General features: G+C 63.8%; 16 protein-coding genes. 11 read left to right on the top strand and 5 right to left on the bottom strand.

Annotation, left to right across the window (positions count from 1 at the left end):
* Positions 1-68: 68 nt before the first annotated feature.
* Both nadC and FFS30_RS10910 read right to left on the bottom strand, forming a co-directional pair.
* Complete coding sequence (nadC, locus tag FFS30_RS10915; protein ID WP_137913157.1) at positions 69-929, bottom strand: carboxylating nicotinate-nucleotide diphosphorylase; 861 nt, start codon at positions 927-929, stop codon at positions 69-71.
* Positions 930-1,080: 151 nt separating this feature from the next.
* The gene (locus FFS30_RS10910; RefSeq protein WP_137913156.1) at positions 1,081-1,347 is read right to left on the bottom strand and encodes a hypothetical protein; all 267 of its coding nucleotides are present in this window, start codon (positions 1,345-1,347) and stop codon (positions 1,081-1,083) included.
* 61 nt (positions 1,348-1,408) lie between these two features.
* On the opposite strand from FFS30_RS10910, the gene purE reads away from it, so the two are divergent.
* Positions 1,409-1,915, top strand: a complete 507-nt coding sequence (gene purE / locus FFS30_RS10905) for a 5-(carboxyamino)imidazole ribonucleotide mutase (protein WP_137913155.1) — start codon at positions 1,409-1,411, stop codon at positions 1,913-1,915.
* A 10-nt stretch (positions 1,916-1,925) separates the two neighbouring features.
* Complete coding sequence (locus tag FFS30_RS10900; protein ID WP_283235204.1) at positions 1,926-3,158, top strand: 5-(carboxyamino)imidazole ribonucleotide synthase; 1,233 nt, start codon at positions 1,926-1,928, stop codon at positions 3,156-3,158.
* Positions 3,159-3,344: 186 nt separating this feature from the next.
* On the opposite strand, the gene FFS30_RS10895 is transcribed toward FFS30_RS10900, so the two are convergent.
* Positions 3,345-4,679 (bottom strand): aspartyl protease family protein, encoded by a 1,335-nt coding sequence (locus FFS30_RS10895; protein WP_137913153.1) that lies wholly within the window; start codon positions 4,677-4,679, stop codon positions 3,345-3,347.
* 190 nt (positions 4,680-4,869) lie between these two features.
* Entirely contained in the window at positions 4,870-5,448 is a 579-nt protein-coding gene (locus FFS30_RS10890) for a Fe-Mn family superoxide dismutase (RefSeq protein ID WP_137913152.1), read from the bottom strand.
* A gap of 218 nt (positions 5,449-5,666) precedes the next feature.
* On the opposite strand from FFS30_RS10890, the gene grxD reads away from it, so the two are divergent.
* The 7 genes from grxD (at position 5,667) to tal (ending at position 15,849) form a co-directional block, all read left to right on the top strand.
* Positions 5,667-5,990: a Grx4 family monothiol glutaredoxin gene (gene grxD, locus FFS30_RS10885; RefSeq protein ID WP_137913151.1), complete on the top strand. Its 324-nt coding sequence runs from the start codon at positions 5,667-5,669 to the stop codon at positions 5,988-5,990.
* Positions 5,987-6,769 (top strand): SDR family NAD(P)-dependent oxidoreductase, encoded by a 783-nt coding sequence (locus tag FFS30_RS10880; protein WP_137913150.1) that lies wholly within the window; start codon positions 5,987-5,989, stop codon positions 6,767-6,769. Before grxD ends, FFS30_RS10880 begins: the two co-directional genes overlap by 4 nt.
* A gap of 69 nt (positions 6,770-6,838) precedes the next feature.
* Positions 6,839-7,444: a YhgN family NAAT transporter gene (locus FFS30_RS10875; RefSeq protein WP_137913149.1), complete on the top strand. Its 606-nt coding sequence runs from the start codon at positions 6,839-6,841 to the stop codon at positions 7,442-7,444.
* Positions 7,445-7,653: 209 nt separating this feature from the next.
* Positions 7,654-9,363, top strand: coding sequence for a lysophospholipid acyltransferase family protein (locus tag FFS30_RS10870; RefSeq protein ID WP_137913559.1), 1,710 nt, complete (start codon positions 7,654-7,656; stop codon positions 9,361-9,363).
* 282 nt (positions 9,364-9,645) lie between these two features.
* On the top strand, positions 9,646-13,086 hold the full coding sequence (locus FFS30_RS10865; RefSeq protein ID WP_137913148.1) for a carboxypeptidase regulatory-like domain-containing protein: 3,441 nt from the start codon (positions 9,646-9,648) through the stop codon (positions 13,084-13,086).
* A 204-nt stretch (positions 13,087-13,290) separates the two neighbouring features.
* On the top strand, positions 13,291-14,661 hold the full coding sequence (ppnN, locus tag FFS30_RS10860; protein ID WP_137913147.1) for a nucleotide 5'-monophosphate nucleosidase PpnN: 1,371 nt from the start codon (positions 13,291-13,293) through the stop codon (positions 14,659-14,661).
* Positions 14,662-14,769: 108 nt separating this feature from the next.
* Positions 14,770-15,849 carry a transaldolase gene (gene tal / locus FFS30_RS10855; protein ID WP_137913146.1) on the top strand — a complete coding sequence of 360 codons (1,080 nt, stop codon included), beginning with the start codon at positions 14,770-14,772 and terminating at the stop codon, positions 15,847-15,849.
* Between the two features lie 863 nt (positions 15,850-16,712).
* Here tal and FFS30_RS10850 read toward each other — a convergent pair.
* Positions 16,713-17,396, bottom strand: a complete 684-nt coding sequence (locus FFS30_RS10850; RefSeq protein ID WP_137913145.1) for a ribonuclease T2 — start codon at positions 17,394-17,396, stop codon at positions 16,713-16,715.
* 173 nt (positions 17,397-17,569) lie between these two features.
* Here FFS30_RS10850 and FFS30_RS10845 point away from each other — a divergent pair, with 173 nt between their 5' ends.
* Together FFS30_RS10845 and FFS30_RS10840 are read left to right on the top strand one after the other, a co-directional pair.
* Positions 17,570-18,037, top strand: a complete 468-nt coding sequence (locus FFS30_RS10845; RefSeq protein ID WP_137913144.1) for an SET domain-containing protein-lysine N-methyltransferase — start codon at positions 17,570-17,572, stop codon at positions 18,035-18,037.
* Positions 18,038-18,339: 302 nt separating this feature from the next.
* Positions 18,340-19,797 carry an MFS transporter gene (locus FFS30_RS10840; RefSeq protein WP_137913143.1) on the top strand — a complete coding sequence of 486 codons (1,458 nt, stop codon included), beginning with the start codon at positions 18,340-18,342 and terminating at the stop codon, positions 19,795-19,797.
* The last annotated feature ends 1 nt before the right edge of the window (position 19,798 follow it).

The raw sequence follows: 19,798 nt of genomic DNA, 5'->3' as shown, positions 1-19,798 counted from the left end.
CGAGGTGGAATCGGATTATTCAAGCTTGTCATTCCCGCCGACGCAGGAATGACGACGAGGAATTGCTTCTAACTCGCCGCCGTTTCCATGCGCACGCGCATCGACAGATCGATCGCGCGCACGTGCTTGGTCAGCGCGCCGACCGAGATGAAGTCGACGCCGGTTTCGGCGATCGAGCGCACGCGTTCAAGGTTGACGCTGCCCGAGACTTCGAGTGCAACGCGGCCGGCCACGTGGGTGACGGCGCGGCGCATGTCCTCGGGCGAGAATTCGTCGAGCAGGATGCGATCGACGCGCGCGGCGAGCGCCTGGTCGAGTTCGGCGAAATTCTCGACTTCGACTTCGAGCAGCAGGTCCGGATGCGCGGCGCGCGCGGCCGCGACGGCGGCAGCGAGCGAACCGGCCGCGGCGATATGGTTTTCCTTGATCAGGATCGCATCGAACAGGCCGATGCGATGATTCGTCGCGCCGCCGCAGCGCACCGCGTATTTCTGCGCGAGGCGCAGGCCGGGCAAGGTCTTGCGCGTGTCCAGAATGCGCGTGCGCGTACCGCGCACGGCATCGGCGTATTGCGCGGCGACCGTGGCCGTGGCCGACAACGTCTGCAGGAAGTTGAGCGCCGAACGCTCCGCGCCGACCAGCGCGCGCGCATTGCCGCGCAGCGTGCACAGCGTCGCGTTCGCGGCGACGCGGTCGCCGTCGCGCGCTTGCCATTCGATCACGGCGGCGGGATCGCGCGCCTTGAAGCAGGCATCGAACCAGGCCGTGCCGCAGAGCACGGCGTTCTCGCGCGTGATCACGGTCGCGCTGGCGCTCGCGCTGGCTGGCAGCAGATCGGCGGTGGCGTCGCCTGTGCCGAAATCCTCGGCGAGCGCACGCGCCACGTCCTGCGCGACGACGGCGGCATCGGGTGGGCGGAAATCAGTCATCTGGGTTAGTACCTTTCGTCAAAGCGTGGCGAGCGAAGGCAGTTCGCGTGCGCACGGAGCGTAGGGGCCGGAGTGCGCAGTCGAGTACATGAGGATTCCGGGCAGCGTACGCAAGCGAAATGCCGAGCGCAGCAGCGCTGGGGACGGGTTCTCAGGCCGGAAAGTCGTGCAGCTGCGTCGTACCGATGCCTTCATCGGCGAGCATCACCGGAATATCGTCCTCGATACGGTAGATCACCTTGCCGTCGGTCGTGATCAGGCCGGCCTTGAGCGCGGCACCGACGCTCGCGCCGGCGGTCGTCTTCACCGCGTCGCGAGCGATCTCGCGGTTGAGCGCGTCGAGCTGGGCGCGATTGAGCGGCTTGACCGGAGTCTTGGTCACCGGATCGCAGAGAATGTCGAGCAGGCGTTTGTCCATGCAGTAAGGATGCGTGATTCGCGAAGTGCCCGTAGAATATCGTTTTTGCTACGGCCCCGCCATGAATCAAGACACTGCGGCAGCGCGCATCGGCATCGTCATGGGCTCGCGTTCGGACTGGGAGACGATGAGCCATGCCGCGGAAATGCTCGGCAAACTCGGCGTCGCCCACGAAGTGCGCGTGGTCTCGGCACATCGCACGCCCGATCTGTTGTTCGACTATGCCGAGAACGCGGCGGCGCGCGGCCTGAAGGCGATCATCGCCGGTGCGGGCGGCGCGGCACATCTGCCCGGCATGCTTGCGGCGAAGACCGCGCTGCCGGTGCTCGGCGTGCCGGTGCAGTCGCATGCGCTCAACGGCATGGATTCACTGCTGTCGATCGTGCAGATGCCGGCCGGTGTGCCGGTGGCGACGTTCGCGATCGGCAAGGCCGGCGCGACCAACGCCGCGCTGTTCGCCGCGAGTCTGTTGGCGCTCGAAGACGCGGCTGTCGCCAAGGCCCTGCACGAATTCCGCAGCACGCAGACCGAGGCGGTGCTGGCCAAGCCCGACCCACGGCCGTCGTGACATCTTTCCGTTGCACCATCCCCGCCCCTTGTCTTCTCCCATTAGCGGGAGAGGGGAAGGCGGTTGTGGGCCGGGCGATTTCAATCAGGCAGCTCGCCAGTCGAGTGAGTTTGTTTCTATGAAAACTGTGGGTATTTTGGGTGGCGGCCAACTCGCGCGCATGCTCGCGCTGGCCGGCGCGCCGCTCGGCGTGCGCTTCCTCGTCGTCGACAACGTTGCCGATGCCTGCGCGGGCCAGGTCGCGCCGCAGATCAAGGCGGACTGGCGCGATTTCGCCGCGCTCGAAGAGTTCGCCAAGCGCATCGACGTCGCCACCTTCGATTTCGAGAACGTGCCGGCCGATACCGCGCAGTGGCTGGCCGAGCGCGTGGCGGTATTCCCGAATCCGCGCGCGCTCGCCGCGACGCAGGACCGGCTGGTCGAAAAGACCCTGTTCCGCGAACTCGGCCTCGACACGCCCGCGTTCGCCGCGGTCGACAGCCGCGCCGATCTCGAACAAGCGCTCGCCAGGATCGGTTGTCCGGCCGTGCTGAAGACGCGCCGGCTCGGCTATGACGGCAAGGGCCAGTTCCGCATCAAGTCGCCGGCCGATATCGACGCAGCCTGGGCCGCGCTCGGCGGCGCGGCGCTGATTCTCGAAGCCTGGGTGGCTTTTGACTGCGAAGTGTCGCTGGTCGCGGTGCGCGGCCGCGATGGCGCATTTTCCACTTATCCACTTGTGCAGAATTGGCACGAAGACGGCATTCTTTCTGCGACCCTGGCGCCTGCGCCGGGCGCCGAGGCGCTGACCGCGCCCGCCGCGCAGCATGCGCGCGCGATCGCCGAGCATCTCGACTACGTCGGTACCTTTGCGCTCGAACTGTTCGTCAAGGACGGCAAGCTGCTCGGCAACGAGATGGCGCCGCGCGTGCACAACTCGGGGCACTGGACGATCGAGGGCACGGCCTGCAGTCAGTTCGAGAATCACGTGCGCGCCGTGCTCGGCCTGCCGCTCGGCGACAGCGCGGCGCTCGGTACCTCGGTGATGCTCAACTTCATCGGCGAGTTGCCGGACCCGCTGCCCGTGCTCGCCGAACCGCGCGCGCATTGGCACGACTACGGCAAGTCGCCGCGCGCGGGGCGCAAGGTCGGCCACGCGACTCTGTGCGCGCAGACGAATGCGGAGATGCGCGATCGCCTCACCCGTGTCGCGCGCGCGCTCGGCCGCGAGGCACAGGCTGCGCCGGTGCTTGCCGCTCTCTAAGAACTCGCCCGTAAACAACCGTTCGCACTGAGCGTAGCGCCGAAGGCGCGGAGTCGAAGTGCCGCAAGTCGTGGAATCCGCGGTATTTGGACTTCGCGAAGCCTCGGTACGCTCAACACGAACGGGGTATTTGTGGACAAATTCCGAGTCGCGACGAATCGGCTGCGTCGCGTTCGCTCTCGCCGCTCAGTGCAGATTCGGGTGCATCTGGAAGCAGAGCTTGTGCCGGCGGAAGTCGAGCACGTAGTCCATGTCTTCGAGCGCATTGGCGCCGAGCGTGATGGCGTAGGGAAACGTCGATTCGGTGTAGACGATGAAGTAGATGTTGAACGGCTGGCGGTCGATCTGCATCTTGACCTTGGCCGCTTCCGCGTTGGCGAACGGGTGGCTGCCGCCGACATCGTTGAGGGCGAGGCGGCCGCTGCGGATTTTCGTCACCTCGTCGAGCGCGGCCTTGCTGCCGATAAGGAAAAATCCTGCGCCGGTGTCGAGCATCACCCGGTGCGGCTGATCGTTGACGAGAAATTCGGGAATGATGCGCAGCTTGCGGCCCCAGATGTCGGTGGCCGCCTGCATGTCGCGCTCGCAGCTCGGCACCGGGCTTTGTTCGGCGTAGACCGTCAGCGCCTTTGTCGTCAGCCCCAACGTGCCGAGTGGCGCGAGCAGGTTGACGCCGATCAAGGCGTTCTTGCGCGGCGTAATGACCACCGGCACGTTGCGCAGCGTGATCGGGCCGAGCTGCAGGACGTCGAGCATGCCGCGCTGGGTCTCGACACCTTTGCTGAGCCAGCCGCTGATATGGCCGTGCGCATCGAGCGGCTTGACTCCGAGGTCGCGCGCCTGGTCTTCGCCAAGAATCATGTTGCCGGCGCCGGTGTCGAACAGCAGATCGAGGTCGCGGCCGTTGGCCTTGGCCGCGAGGATCGGCCGCAACGATTCCTTGTTGCGCGAATCGTGCTTGACCGGCAGGACCACGTCGCCCGCGGGCAAGGCATCGATCGAGAACTGCGCGACGCCGGCTTCGCCGTCGAGAAATTTCTGCATCGCGGCGAGAGAGCGTTCGATGCCCGCGCCGCCGTGGCCGCGGTAGCGGCGCACGAGTTCGGCTTCGGCATCGACCGCTTCCTGCCCCTTGCCGGCGAGACGCAGATTGCCGACGCGGAACTGGCCGCAGGCCAGGGCGATGCCGGGCTTGGTCTCGAACAGGCTGTCTTCGCAGACTTTTGCGTCCTTGCTCGCCGCTTCGAGATTGAAGCGCGTGCGTTCGATCGCAATGGCGGCGAAGACGTGGACGATCGGGTCTTTCGACTGGTAGAGATCGAACAGGGTTTTGCTGTCGGCCTCGTTCATCGCCTTGAGCACGTCGCGCAGGCCGGCGTTCTGCACGGCGGCTGCGTCGACGTCGCGGTCGGGCGTTGCGGGCGCAGGAGCGGGGGGCGGTGATTTGTCGTCGGCGATCGCACAAGTCGCGGCGCTGACGAGCAACAGGATGGATAGGCAACGTCTCGACCAGCCTCGCATGCGATGCTCCGTATCGCGGAAGTTGGCGCGAATGGTAGCGGCGATCCGCGGCGGAACTTTCAGGAGACGCTAACAATGCCTGTTGCAACGCCGGGACAACTGCGTCCGTGTTGCGCTTCGCGGCCCGACCGCACAAAAAACAAGGGCGCGATAAATCGCGCCCTTGCGTAGAACAGGAAGTTGCGCAGAATTACTTGAGCAGGCTCGCGGCGTATTCCCAGTTGACCAGATTCCAGAACGCCTCGACGTACTTGGGACGCGCATTGCGGTAGTCGATATAGTAGGCGTGTTCCCACACGTCGCAGGTGAGCAGCGGGCGGTCGCTGCCGGTGATCGGCGTCGCCGCGTTGCTCGTCGAGACGAGGCCGAGGCTGCCGTCGGCGCGCTGCACGAGCCAGGCCCAGCCCGAACCGAAGGTGCCGACCGCGGTCTTGGTGAACTCTTCCTTGAACTGGGCGACGCCGCCGAACGCTTTCACGATCGCGTCGGCGAGCTTGCCGGACGGATCGCCGCCGCCCTTGGGCGAGAGCGAGTTCCAGTAGAACGTGTGGTTCCAGATCTGCGCCGCGTTGTTGAACACGCCGCCCTGCGATTTCTTGATGATCGTCTCGAGATCGAGGTTCTCGTTCTCGGTGCCCTTGATCAGGTTGTTGAGATTGGTCACGTAGGCCTGATGATGCTTGCCGTAGTGATAGTCGAGCGTCTCGGCCGAGATGTGCGGGGCGAGCGCGTCGCGCGCATAGGGGAGGGCGGGAAGTTCAATCGCCATTGGCGTCTCCTGGCTTGGGCTTGAAGGGGTGTCGAGTATAGACGATGGCGCGGGATCGGCCGATATCAAGGTCATGGCCCGCAGCAGAGGCCGATGCGGCGAAGAACGCAGCTTCGGCGCGTGCGTGCATTCGACTTCCGGCCCGCAGTCTGCGGCCCTCAACTGCTACAATTATGCGCATCGCGGCCGCCATGGCCGCCCTAGACATTGCTGGAACCATGAACATCGAAGAACGCATCCGCCAGGTCGTGCACGACAATTCGATCGTGCTTTTCATGAAGGGCACGCCGCAGTTTCCGATGTGCGGCTTTTCCTCGCGCGCGGTGCAGGCGCTGAAGTCCTGCGGCGCGCAGTTCGCCTCGGTCAACGTGCTCGAAGACCCGGACATTCGCGCGAATCTGCCGCGCTACTCGAACTGGCCGACCTTCCCGCAGCTCTTCATCAACGGCGAGTTGATCGGCGGCTGCGACATCACGCTCGAACTCAAGGACAGCGGCGAGCTCGAACGCATGGTCAAAGACGCGCAGAAAGCGCCTGCATGACGATCGAGTTGCGCGACACCGCGCGTCTGCCCGCCGCTTGGACGGCGAAGCCCGATTCTCTGCACGGCCGCGTCGTGCTCGTCGTCGGCGCGGCCGGCGCACTCGGCAGCGCGAGCGCGCGCGCCGCGGCGCAGGCTGGCGCGAAAGTGATCCTGCTCGGGCGCAAAGTGCGTCCGCTGGAAAAACTCTATGACGAGATCGAGGTGGCGCAGCCGGGCTGCGCGGCGATCTATCCGCTCGACCTCGCCGGCGCCTCGCCGAAGGACTACGACGATCTCGCCGCGACGATCGAGCGCGAGTTCGGCCGTCTCGACGGCGTCGTCTTCGCCGCCGCGCAGTTCGACGGCCTGCAGCCGATGTTCGATGCCAAGGCCGAGGCCTGGCTGAAAACCCTGCACGTGAATCTCAATGCGCCGTTTCTGATCCTGCAGGCCTGTGCGGATTTGCTGTTGCGCGCATCGGCTGACGACGGCGAGGCGAGCGTGATCTTTACGATCGACGATCCCACACGTGTCGGCAAGGCGTTCTGGGGCGGCTACGGCACGGCCAAGCATGCCCTGCTCGGACTCGTATCGACCCTGCATCAGGAATGGGAATCGACCCGCGTGCGCGTGCACGCCCTGTTGCCCGCGCCGATGCGCAGCGCGCTGCGGCGCATGGCCTATTTCGGCGAGAATACGCTGGAGCTGCCGACCGCGGACGGCGCGGCGCAGGCGGTGGTATACCTGCTCGCGGACGAAGGTGCCGCCGCGCGCGGAAAGATTCTCGATTTGCGCTGATCCTGCGCCGTCGTTCCTGCGGGGGCGGGAGCGACGCGCTTAGCGGCATTGCCGATTCCGGGGGAAACCATGGGTACCAGCATCACCACGCTATCGGCCGGGATCATGCTGTTCCTGATCCTGGATCCGCTCGGCAATATTCCGATCTTTCTGAGCTTGCTGAAGAACGTCGCGCCGGAGCGGCGGCGCTACGTGCTGATGCGCGAGCTCGTAATCGCCCTGGTTACCCTGTTCGTCATCCTGTTCTGCGGCAGCTACGTGCTCAAGCTGATGCAACTGCGCATCGAATCGGTCAGCATCGCCGGCGGCATCGTGCTGTTCCTGATCGGCGTGAAGATGGTGTTTCCGCCGCGTGAAGGCGGCGTGTTCGGCGATGCCGGCGCAGGCGAGCCGTTCATCGTGCCGATGGCGATACCGGGCGTCGCCGGCCCCTCGGCGATGGCCGCGTTGATGCTGATGGCGAACTCGCAACCGGGGCGCACCGCCGACTGGAGTATCGCGCTGTTCTGCGCCTGGCTCGCGACCGCGCTGATCCTGCTGTCTTCGACGTACCTGTTCCGTCTGCTCGGACACAGCGTGCTGACCGCGATCGAGCGTCTCGTCGGCATGCTGCTCGTCGCCTTGTCGGTGCAGATGTTTCTCGACGGACTGACCGCCTACGTGAAGCTGAGCTGATTTTTTTTGCGCGTCGTGCGCGCGGAATCCGCGGTTCGGCTTCCTCCTGCAATGCGGTTGCGGATGCAGGCCGTTTTCGCGCTTGCCGTGCACGGCTGCAGTTCGCAGCCACTGGAATGACCGCAGTGCGCAGCCGCCCGAGCCGCGCATACGCCAGTTTGTAACAAACCCCCGCTACCTTCGCTGCAATCAAGCCGAGGGTAGCGGTGATGATCAGTGTCGAGCGCAGTTTTTTCGAGAAGTTTCCACGCCTTGCCGAAGGGCGGGTACGCAGTTTCTCGCAACCGGTCGTTGACCTGTTGCGCAAGGTGGCCTGCGAGGATCGCATCAACCGCGTCCTTGCCGATTTCGCGCCGCTGACCGGTTTCGATTTCGTCGAGCGCGCGCTGGAAAAATTCCGCGTCAGCTACCGCATCGCGCATACCGACCGCGAGAACATTCCGGCGGAAGGCCGCGTGGTCATTGTCGCCAATCATCCGCTTGGCGCGTTCGACGCGCTGGCTCTGGTGCATCTGGTCGGCAGTGTTCGCCGCGATGTGCGCATCCTCGCTAATGACGTGCTCTCGCAGCTCGCGCAGTTGTCTTCGCTGCTGCTGCCGGTCAACGTGTTCGGCGCCAGCGGTGCGTCCGCGGGACGTCTGCGCGACGCCTATCGCGCGCTCGAAAACGAACAGGCGCTGATCGTATTCCCCGCGGGCGAAGTCTCACGCATGGGGCCGGCCGGCGTGCGCGACGGGCGCTGGTCGTCCGGTTTCGTGCGCATGGCGCGGCATGCGGGTTCGCCCGTGCTGCCGGTGCATATCGCCGCGCACAATTCGCCGACTTTCTACGGCGTGTCGATGCTGGCCAAGCCCTTGTCCTCGTTGCTGCTTCCGCGCGAGATGTTCGCTCCGCAGCAGCTCGGCATCAGCGTCGGTGAGCCGGTCGCCGCTTCGGAACTCGCCTCGGCCGAGGCCGAGCCGGTCGCCCAGGCGATGCGGCGCCACGTCTATCAGTTGGCCAAGCGCCGCCCGACCGTGTTCGTCACCTCGCGCACGATCGCCCATCCCGAATCGCCGCTCGCGATCCGCCACGCGCTCAAGCGCGCCGAAGAACTCGGCGCGACCCAGGACGGCAAGCGCATATTGCTGATCGACGCGCAGCCGGACTGCCCGGTGCTGCGCGAGATCGGCCGCCTGCGCGAGCTGTCTTTCCGCCGCGTCGGCGAAGGCTCGGGCGCGCGCCGCGACCTCGACCGCTTCGACGCGCACTATCGCCACCTCGTGCTCTGGGACGAGTCGGCGCTTGCGATCGTCGGCGCTTACCGGCTCGGCGAGGGCGCGCGCATCCTCGGCGCGCAGGGCATGCCGGGCCTGTATTCGTCGACCCTGTTCGACTACGCGCCGAGCGCGCAGCAGTTCATCGCCGAAGGCGTGGAACTCGGCCGTAGTTTCGTCCAGCCGGCGTACTGGAACTCACGCAGCCTCGACTATCTCTGGCAGGGCATAGGCGCGTATCTGCGCCATCGTCCCGATCTGCGCTATCTGTTCGGCCCGGTGTCGATCAGCGCCATGCTGCCGCCCGTGGCGCGCGAATGGATCGTGCATTGTCATCGGCACTATTTCGGCGACGATTCGGGTCTGGCCGCCTCGCGCAATCCGATCCGCATTTCGCCGCACGTCGAAGCCGCGGCGACGCTGGCCTGGGCCGACAAGGACGCCAAATCGGGCCTGCTCTGCCTCAAGCGCCAGCTCGCCCAGCTCGAATGCTCGATCCCGACGCTGTACAAGCATTACGTCGATCTCTGCGAGCCCGAAGGTGTGCGTTTCCTCGCCTTCGGCACGGACCCTGCGTTCGGCCACTGCGTCGACGGTTTGATCCGTCTCGATCTGCATTCCCTGCGCGCCGCCAAGCGTTCGCGCTACCTCGAAGCGGCCTGATCGGGCCGCCCCAACCGGGTGCCAAGCGCCCGGTTGGATTCAGTTTTGTAAATTTCACTACAAAACTGGCAAACGTTAGAAAACTGTCATAAAGTGTAGTTAAGCTCGTGTTAACACGTCCTGCGCGCGTCGCGGACAGTGTCAGTACGCATCGAATCGGCCGAGCGCCGGGTCGACATTCTTTTGGGGTCGCAACGATTACCAAGCCCGCAGCGCGCTTGCGCGCCGCGATAGCCATTGGGTTTGAAAAACAGAGCTAGAAACGGTTAGGAGAAAACGAACATGATGAAGAATCAGTTGAGGGTCAAGTTGCTTGCCGGTGTGATCGCATCCGCTTTGTCGGTTGCCGCGCCGGTGTACGCGCAGGATACGACGTCGGGGCTGACCGGACGTGTGGTAGACGCCAAGGGCGCTCCCGTTGCCGGTGCGAAGGTGAAGATCGTCCACGTGCCTTCGGGCACCACGTCGAACGCGACGGCCGATGCCAACGGCCGCTATCAGGCCCAGGGTCTGCGCGTCGGCGGCCCGTACCATATCGAAGCGCAAGGCACCGGCATCAAGGAAATCGATGCCGAAAATGTCTTCCTCAACCTCGGCGAAACCTCGACCATCAACCTCACCGAGACGGCGGCGGCAACGGCCCAGCTCGAAGGCGTGACGGTTACCGCGAACGCGGCGCAGGTCGCGGTGTTCAATTCGGACAACAAGGGTCTTTCGACCAACATTTCGCACGCGCAGCTTGAAGCTGCGGTCAACGCCGACCGTTCGTTCCAGAACATCGCGCGCCTCGACCCGCGCGTCTCGATCACCGACCGCGACTCGGGCAACGTTTCCGCGAACGGCAAGAACTACCGTTACAACTGCATCATGGTCGACAACGTCAACGCCGGCGACCCGTTCGGCTTGAACGGCAACGGCCTGGCGACGATCACTGGCGCGCCGATCACGATGGACGCGATCGACTCCGTGCAGATCTCGACCTCGAACTTCGACGTGTCGCAGCGCGGTTGCGTCGGCGCCAACATCAACATGGTGTCGAAGAGCGGTACCAACGAATATCACGGCGAGGTCTACTACGGCTATCGCACGTCCAAAGACGGCTTCATGGGCGAGATCGCCCCGGTCGGCGGCAATACGGACAGCCCGTATTACGGCTGGAAGCGCGAGTGGACCGCGGGCTTCAACGTCGGCGGCCCGATCATCAAAGACAAGCTGTTCTTCTTCCTGAGCTATGAAGAGAGCAAGCGCATCGGCTACGCCGCTTCGTCGGGACCGAGCGACTCGATCACCGCCGGCACCACGCCCGTGCAGGGCATCAACACTGCGTTCTACAACAGCGTTCTCGGCAAGGCGCAGCAGCTTGGTCTCAACCCCGGCGACCAGACGCTCGCCAACCTGACCAACAAACGCTATCTCGCCAAGGTCGACTGGAACATCAACGACCAGCACCGCGCGGTGTTCCGCTACAGCGAGACCAAGGAATTCCAGCCCGTGGCGACCGGCAGCGCGACCCAGGTCAGTCCGAACAGCAACTGGTATTTCAACAATCGCAATATCAAGAGCTATCTCGGCCAGTTGTTCAGCGACTGGACCGACGTGTTCTCGACCGAAGCCAATCTGCAATATACCCACGTCGTCACCGCACGCGGACCATTGGTCGGCGGCTATCAGCCCTCGGTGTCGGTATCCAATTCGACGTCCTCCTCCACTCCGAACGTCACCCTTGGCACGGAGTTTTCGAGTCACGTCAACGCGCTCGACATCAAGCAGATTTCCGGCTATTTCGCCGGTACTTGGCATCTGGGCGAGCATACGGTCAAGGCCGGCTTCAACGGCGCGCAGGACAAGGTCTTCAACGCCTTCATGCAGGGCTACTACGGTAGCTACACGTACTGGGCACCAAGCAACAACTCGGTCGACAACTTTGCCAACGGCGCGTGGGAAGCGTATTCGATCAAGCAGCCGGCGCCGGGCTTCGATCTCAACAGCGCGCAGGCGAATTTCAAGAAGCAGCAGTACGGTGCGTTCATCCAGGATACCTGGCAGGCAACCGACCGCCTCTCGCTGACCTACGGCATCCGCATGGATGCGCCGCGTTTCCCGGGCAGCCCGCTTTACAATCCGTGCTTTGCCGCGGCGCCGGGCGCGGCGTTCACTGCGAAGAACGCGGACGGCTCGACGTTGTGCACGGCGTCCAAGGGCGGCTTCGGCTACACCAACAACACGCTGCCGAGCACCTCGCCGCTGTTCCAACCGCGCGTGTCGTTCAATTACGACTTCGATACCGAATACAAGACGCAGTTGCGCGGCGGTGTTGGCGTGTTCGTTTCCGACGTACCGACGGTGTGGTACTCGAACTCGTTCGGCAATTCCGGCCTGACTTCAGTGACGTACAGCATCACCGATCAAGCCAGTAATCCGGTTGGCACGCTGCTGTGCAGCCAGAACGGAACCTCGTTCACGAAGGCGGCGGGAGCCACCTGCCCGGCGGGACAGATTTCCTATGTCAAGCAGGCGCCGTCCTACAATGCGGGCAATCCGCTGATTCCGGGCGGCACCACGCCGGCGGCTCCGGGGGCCAGCGGCGCGCAGATGGCGGTCGATACGATCGATCCGAACTTCAAGATGCCGCGCACCACGCAGATCGCGCTTGCGTTCGACCGTGAGCTGCCGTGGATGGGGATCATCAGCTCGCTGGAACTGAACTACACCAAGACCAATGACGACATCCTGTACCAGATGCTCAACTACGGCGCGCCGACCGGCGTAGGCCCGGACGGGCGCAATCTGTACTACAAGACGATCTCTGGAACGTTCGCGACCACCAGGGCCAATGCGAACCCGGCGTTCGGCACGGTGACCAGGCTGACCAATTCGCACGGCGGCCAGTCCACCTCGCTGACCTGGTCGTTCACCAAGCCGATGTCCGACGACTGGAGTGCGATGATGGCGTTCCGCGTGGGTCATTCGACCGATGCGAACGCGGGCGCGTCCAGCGTGGCCAACTCGAACATCCAGGCCAACATGTGGGTCAACCCGAACCTGGACAGCATCACGACGTCGAACTACGACGTGCCCAAGCGCGTGATCGCCGGTGCGACCTGGCAGCACAAGTTCTTCGGCGACTACAAGACCACGGTCAGCATGTTCGCCGATCTGCACTCGGGTGCGCCGTACAGCTGGATCGCCGGCAACGACGTCAACGGCGACGGCTATTCGCGCGACCTGATCTACATCCCGAAGTCGGCCACCGACGTGGCCTGGAAGCCGGGCACGACGGCCACGCAGATCCAGCAGTTCATGAGCTACATCCAGAACAACTCGTATCTGAGTGACCACATGGGCCAGATCGCCGGCCGCAACGCGACGCGCTCGCCCTGGGTCAACCAGATCGACCTGTCGTTCAAGCAGGAAATCCCGGGCATTTTCGAGGGCAACAAGGGCGAACTGCGCTTCGACTTCTTCAACTTCGGCAACCTGCTCAACAGCAAGTGGGGCGTGGAGAAGCGTGCAACGTTCCCGCTGTTCCGTCAGCTCGCGAACGTCACCGGTATCGATCCGGCGTCGGGCAAGTACATCTACGACATCACCGGCTCGCAGTACAAGGATGCCAACGGCAACTATCGCCCGCAGCAGCTGATCGTCAACGAGACCGGCGGCGGCGGCACGTCCATTCCGAGCCAGCGCTGGTCGGTCATGATGACGGCACGCTACACGTTCTAACCGTAGACGACGCAACAACGCGATTGGGGAAACACGGCCGGCGTCCGCAAGGGCGCCGGCTTTTTCTTTTCCGAGACCTTGCGCAGAGCGAATCACGCTCAGATACTAAAGGGTCGTTTCCGCATTCAGGCGGGCGGCTCGGCTCCGACGGCATCGCCGTCGCGGGCCCGGAAGCATGAAGTACGCTTTGAGGAAAAATATACAATGTCACAGATTACGGTGAACGCCCGCATTTCCCCCGTCGCGGGCATGGACGTGCTCTCGCGCGACGAAGTCACACGTCTGCGCGACGCGAGCCAGGGCGGCCTGCATACCTTGCTGCAGCGCTGCGCGCTGGCGGTCCTCGTTTCGGGCGAGACGACCAACGACGATCCGCGCAGCATTTTCGAGCGCTATCCCGATTTCGACATCCAGGTGCTGCAGCAGGACCGCGGCGTCAAGCTCGAACTGAAGAACGCGCCGGCGCGCGCCTTCGTCGAAGGCAAGATTATCCGCGGCATCAACGAGCTGCTGTTCGCGGTCGTGCGTGACATCGCCTACGTCGCCACGCAGATGGACGCGGGACGTTTCCATCTCGGCGATTCGCACGGTATCACTCACGCGGTGTTCGAGATCCTGCGCAACGCGCGCGTGCTGCGGTCGAACACCGATCCGAACCTCGTTGTCTGCTGGGGCGGCCATTCGATCAACCGCGTCGAGTACAAGTACACCAAGCTCGTCGGCTACGACCTCGGCCTGCGCGGGCTCGACATCTGCACGGGCTGCGGCCCAGGCGCAATGAAGGGGCCGATGAAGGGCGCGACGATCGCGCACGACAAGCAGCGTCAGCGTACCAAGCGCTACATCGGCATCACCGAGCCGGGCATCATCGCGGCGGAGTCGCCGAACCCGATCGTCAATCAGCTTGTGATCATGCCGGACATCGAGAAGCGCCTCGAAGCGTTTGTTCGCATCGGCCACGGCATCCTCGTGTTTCCGGGCGGCGTCGGCACTGCGGAAGAGATTCTCTATCTGCTCGGCATCCTGTTGCATCCGCAGAACGTGAACGTGCCGTTTCCGCTCGTGTTCGCGGGGCCGAAGGAGTCCGCGGCGTACTTCGAGCAGATCGACGCCTTCCTGCGCCTCGCGCTCGGCGACGAGGTTGCCCAGCGTTACCGCATCGTCATCGACAATCCGCTCGAGACGGCCAAGGTCGTCTACAAGGGCATCGAGAAGGTGCGCGAATACCGCATCGAGAGCCAGGACGCGTTCTTCTTCAACTGGGGCCTGCACATCGAGCTGCCGTTCCAGCAGCCGTTCAAGCCGACCCACGCGAACATGGCCGCGCTGAACCTGCACCGCGACCAGCCCAAGCATTTGCTCGCCGCCGACCTGCGCCGCGCGTTCTCGGGCATCGTCGCCGGCAACGTCAAGGAAGAGGGCATGCGCGCGATCGCCGAGAAGGGCCCGTTCGTGATCGACGGCGACCCCGAGATCATGCGCGCGCTCGACAAGATGCTCGCGAGCTTCGTCGAGCAGCAGCGCATGAAGCTGCCTGGGACCGCCTACGTGCCTTGCTATCGCGTGAAGACTTGAAAACTATTTTTTGACACGGATGTATACGGATAAGATCGAACGAAAACGGGCGTGCTTTCCTGCGTCCGTCGGCGGTTTTATCGGTTTTTCTTCAGCGAGCACAGCGAAATGAAAGCGACCCAGCAACTCCATGCCCTCGGCCAGAGCCTCTGGCTCGACAACATCACGCGCGAAATCCTCGACAACGGTACGCTGCAGCGCTACATCGACGAGTTGTCGGTGACCGGCCTGACCTCGAACCCGACCATCTTCAACGAGGCGATCGGCAGCGGTTACTACGACGCCAGCGTGCGCGAGAAGGCCAAGGCCGGCAAATCGGGCGAGGCCCTGTTCATCGAGCTTGCGCTCGAAGACTTGCGTCGCGCCGCTGATCTGTTCAAGCCGGTGCACGAGCGCACCAACGGCGTCGACGGCTGGGTGTCGATGGAAGTTTCGCCGCTGCTCGCCGCCGATACGGCCGGCACGATCGCCGCGGCCGAGGAAATCTTCGCGGCCGCGCAGCGACCCAACCTGTTCGTCAAGATTCCGGGCACGCCCGAAGGCATCCCGGCGATCGAAGAGGCGATCTACGCCGGCGTGCCGGTCAACGTGACCCTGCTGTTCTCGCGCGAACAGTACCTTGCCGCTGCGGAAGCCTATCTGCGCGGCATCGAACGGCGCATCGCGGCCGGCCTCAATCCCGTGGTCGAATCGGTGGCCTCGGTCTTCATCAGCCGCTGGGACCGTTCGCTCGGTGCCGACGTGCCGGCCGAGTTGCACAACAAGCTCGGCATCGCCATCGGTGGGCGCACCTATCGCGCCTATCTCGATCTGCTCGCATCGCCGCGCTGGCAGAAACTCGCCGCGCAGGGCGCACATCCGCAGCGCCTGCTCTGGGCCAGCACGGGCACCAAAGATCCGAAGCTCTCGCCGAGCCTGTACATCGAAGCCTTCGCCGCGCCCGACACTGTCGATACGATGCCGGAAAAGACCCTGCTCGCATTCGCGAAGGACGGCAAGGTCGGTTCGGCGATGGCCCAAGACGGCAGCGAGGCCGAGGCACTGCTCGCGCAGTTCGCCAAGGCCGGCGTCGACGTCGATGCCCTGGCGCTCAAGCTGCAGGTCGACGGCGCCAAGGCATTCGTCGATTCATGGCACGAGCTAATGCAGCGTATAGCGACGAAGAGTGCCGAATTGGCGGCCGCCTGATCTCGTTGGTTGGATTTGATTGGGCTTTCTTTTAGCTCGTCATTCCGGCGGAAGCCGGAACCTAGCTTTTGCTTTTTTGCTCGTCATTCCCGCGTGTTTTTTGGCGGGAATCCAGTGACTTTGCTTTTGCTTTTGTTGGTTAAGAGCAAAGGCTTCCACTCGTCCTGGGGACGAGCGTCTTACTTTCTCTGCTCGTGCAGAGAAAGTAAGCAAAGAGACACGCCCCAGAACATTGCGCCCTATGGGCATCCTGCCCATAGGGTCCGCGTCAGCGGCCGGGTTCCGCTAATTGCACGTCCGTGTGCAATAGCGGAATGCGCGCGATCCATCGCGCGCACCCTGCGGGCCTTTTCGTCCACTGCCGCCGCAATGTAATGGGGACCCGGAGAAGCCGGAGCAGCGCGCATCGTGCGCGCCGAAACCAAAGCAAGAAGCAGGCACTCCGCATTCATGGGCGCGACTTTCGTGCGCATCGTGCTAAAGCGATCAAACCTTTCGCGCTCGGCTCTGCTTCGCTCGATGCTCTTGATCCGTCTCTTGATCTCGGGTCCCCGTCAGCCGCGGCGAGGGCATGACGGATTCGCCCGTTAGGGTCGCGCGCAGGATGCGCGCGAGTTCGCGAATGGACACGGATGTCCATCGAGCGAACCCCGGCATGACCTTGCGTACCCGTAGCGCGCAGCGCGAAGGGCGCGGCTCCCGGGGCGGCGTTTCTTTGGTTACTTTCTTGTCGCTGGAGACAAGAAAGTGACCCGCTCGTCCAAAGGACGAGTGGAAGCCTTTGCTCTGAAACCAATAACAAACAAAAGCAAAGTCACTGGATTCCCGCTAAGAGCATGCGGGAATGACGAGCAAGGGCAAGATCAGCGCACCGCCGGTATCGTCAACTTCCCAACCCGGCAAGAATTGCGCACGCGCCCCCCGCAGGACTTCACCGAGAGATTGTCCTTGTCGACGCAGATGCGCACTTCTTCGAGGGTGCCGCCGTTCTTGCATTCGACGCTGATCATGTTGTCTTCGAGGCCCGGGTTGACGTCCATGAAGGCCTGTTCGATCTCGACGGCGGACAGCGAGGGCGAGGTCGCCGGGGTCTTCAGCGCCTGTGGGATCGTCACGCGCGAGAACGCGTCTTCGGCGAGGGCGAAATAGCCTTTGGGGTCGAGGCCGGAGCAGGAGCCGTGGGTTTTCCATTCGTGTTCGATCAGGCCGCGGCTCGGCATCATCGGCAGCATCTGGGTGATCACTGCATCGTCGGGCTCGCGGCTGGTCGAACAATTTTCCGGCCAGCCGCCCTTGCGGTACTGCGGCCACAGGCCGTGCAGGACGAAGCCGTAGCCCTTGCCGCACTGCTGCGATTCGCCGGGATGCACGGCGCAATAGCTCGGCGACCAAGACAGCGAGACCACGTAATAGTCGAAGCGGCCAGGCTTGGTTTCGCCGCCGCGCTGCCCTTTGCCGCGTGCGCCGGCGTCTGGGGCCGCGGCAAGGGTGAGCAGCAGGCCGAGCGCGAGCGTGCAGAACGAGATGATCTTCGACTTGCCTGACATGGAGACTCCTTGGGTTTTGCGCTTGCGACGGCGACGGCGGGAAGAACGCCGCGGATAATAAGGGCAGGGCGGCGCAGCGGCAATCAAGATACTCAAACCCGGCGCGCGCAGACCGCGATCGCGCTATGATGCGCGCTTCGCTTCCTCGTCCGCAGCAGACTCAGAGTCATCGCATGGCCAAACGTTTCATCCGGCGTTCGTCGCCGATTCACGGCAACGGCGTGTTCGCCGCACAAGACCTCGCCAAGGGCGTTCGCATCATCGAATACAAAGGGCGCCTGCTGACCCACGCGCAAGCCAACCGGGTCTATGCGAACGATTCCGACTCCGGGCACACCTTCCTGTTCACCCTCAACGAGAAATACCTGATCGACGGCGGCGACGGCGGCAACGACGCGCGCTGGCTCAACCACAGCTGCGCACCGAACTGCGAAGCGTGGATGATCGAGGACGAGGGCGGCGACAAACGCCTCGACAAGGTCGTCATCGAGACCCGGCGTGCGGTCAAGGCCGGCGAAGAGCTGACCTACGACTACGGCATCAAGCTCGAAGAACGCCACACCCCGCGCCTCAAGGCGATCTGGGCCTGCAGGTGCGGCGCGAAGAACTGCACCGGCACCTTGCTCAAGCCCAAGCGCTGAACCGCCGCGTCCGGTCGGATGGACGCGTCCCGGCGAAAAAGTAAACGTTTCCACTGGCTTTTTCGTGCGCGGATGTTAGAGTCGGCGAGCTACACGAGGGAGGGATTCGTGGGCGGCAGGATGGTTGTGTTCGTGTAACGGGGCAATCGCGGCAGGCGGTCGGAACAAAAGAATCGTCGCCCGTTTCGAAGCACGATGGTGCGGCGACGTACGTTGCCGCGCCCGCCGGAGACGTCTTGCACCCCGCAATCCGCACGCGGCCCGGCATGCCGGGAGACAACCATCAACACGGCGGATAAGCAATGACGACACAGCAAACCCGGTGGTCGCAGTTCGGCGCCCTGATCACCGTTTTCTTCTTTTGGGGATTCGTCGCGGCAAGCAACGACATCCTGATTCCGGTCTTCAAGAAAGCATTCCAACTGAGCCAGGCGCAGAGCCAGCTCGTTTCGGTCGCGTTCTACGTCGCCTACACCGTAGGCTCGATCATCTACTTCGCGGTTTCCAAGCTGACCGGCGCCGACGTGCTCAACCGCATCGGTTACAAGAACGGCATTTGTCTTGGCCTGGTCATTTCCGCGCTCGGCACCTTGTTGTTCTATCCGGCGGCGAACGCAGGTTCGTTCGTGCTGATGATTTCGGGTCTTTTCGTCGTCGGCCTCGGATTCTCGCTGCAGCAGATTGCGGCGAATCCGCTCGCGATCGTGATGGGCGATCCGAGCACCGGCTCGCAGCGCCTGACCATGGCCGGCGGCATCAACAACCTCGGCACGACGATCGGTCCGCTGATCGTCAGCATCGCGATCTTCGGCGCCGTCGCCGCGGGTGGCACTGAGGCGAGCATCGAGAACGTGAAGACGCCGTATCTCGTGCTCGGCGTCGTGTTCATTCTCGTCGCGCTGTTCCTCTACTTCTCACCGGTGCCGAATCACATCGATCTCGACCATGTCGCGGCGGACGAGGCCGGCGACAGCTCCAAGTTGATCCAAAGCAGCTCGACCTTCGCTGCATTCAAATATCCGCAGCTCGTGCTCGGCATGATCGGCATCTTCGTCTACGTCGGCGTGGAAGTGTCGACGGTCGCCAACCTGCCGGCCTATCTCGAACAGGGACTCGGCATGCAGACCGCGCATATCGCGCCGTTCGTCTCGCTGTATTGGGCGAGCCTGATGATCGGCCGCTGGTCCGGTGCGGCCGGCGCGTTCGACGTGAGCGCGTCGGCGAAGAAGATGCTGACCTTCGTCCTGCCTTATCTCGCCTTCGGCGTGTTCCTGCTCGTCAACACGATCGCGCAGCACGACGTCCGCCAGTTCCTCGTCTATTCCGTGGTCATCATCGCGATGATCGTCGCCGCACTGCTGAGCCGTGGCAATCCGGCGCGCATGCTGTTCAACTTCGCTGTGGGCGGCATCGTCTCGCTGCTGGTCGGCATGTCCACAGGCGGTCTGGTATCGACGTTCGCGTTCATTTCGTCCGGCCTGTTCTGCAGCGTCATGTGGCCGTGCATCTTCGCGCTCGCGATCGCCGGCCTCGGCAAGAACACCAACGAAGGTTCGAGCTTCCTGATCATGATGATCTGCGGCGGCGGCTTCGTCAGCTGGTTCCAGGGTTTCGTCTCCGAGGCGATCGGCATCCATGCGAGCTATATCGTCGGCGTCGCCTGTTTCGCCTACCTCGCGTTCTACGCCTGGACCTGCTCGGGAATCCTCAAGAAGCAGGGCATCGATCTGGACAAGCTCGCCGCAGGCGGCGGTCACTGAA

It is taken from the genome of Rudaea sp. 3F27F6 (assembly GCF_005503555.1).
In the GTDB taxonomy this organism is placed as follows: Bacteria; Pseudomonadota; Gammaproteobacteria; order Xanthomonadales; family Rhodanobacteraceae; genus Rudaea.
This window is presented reverse-complemented; position numbering and strand designations above follow the sequence as displayed.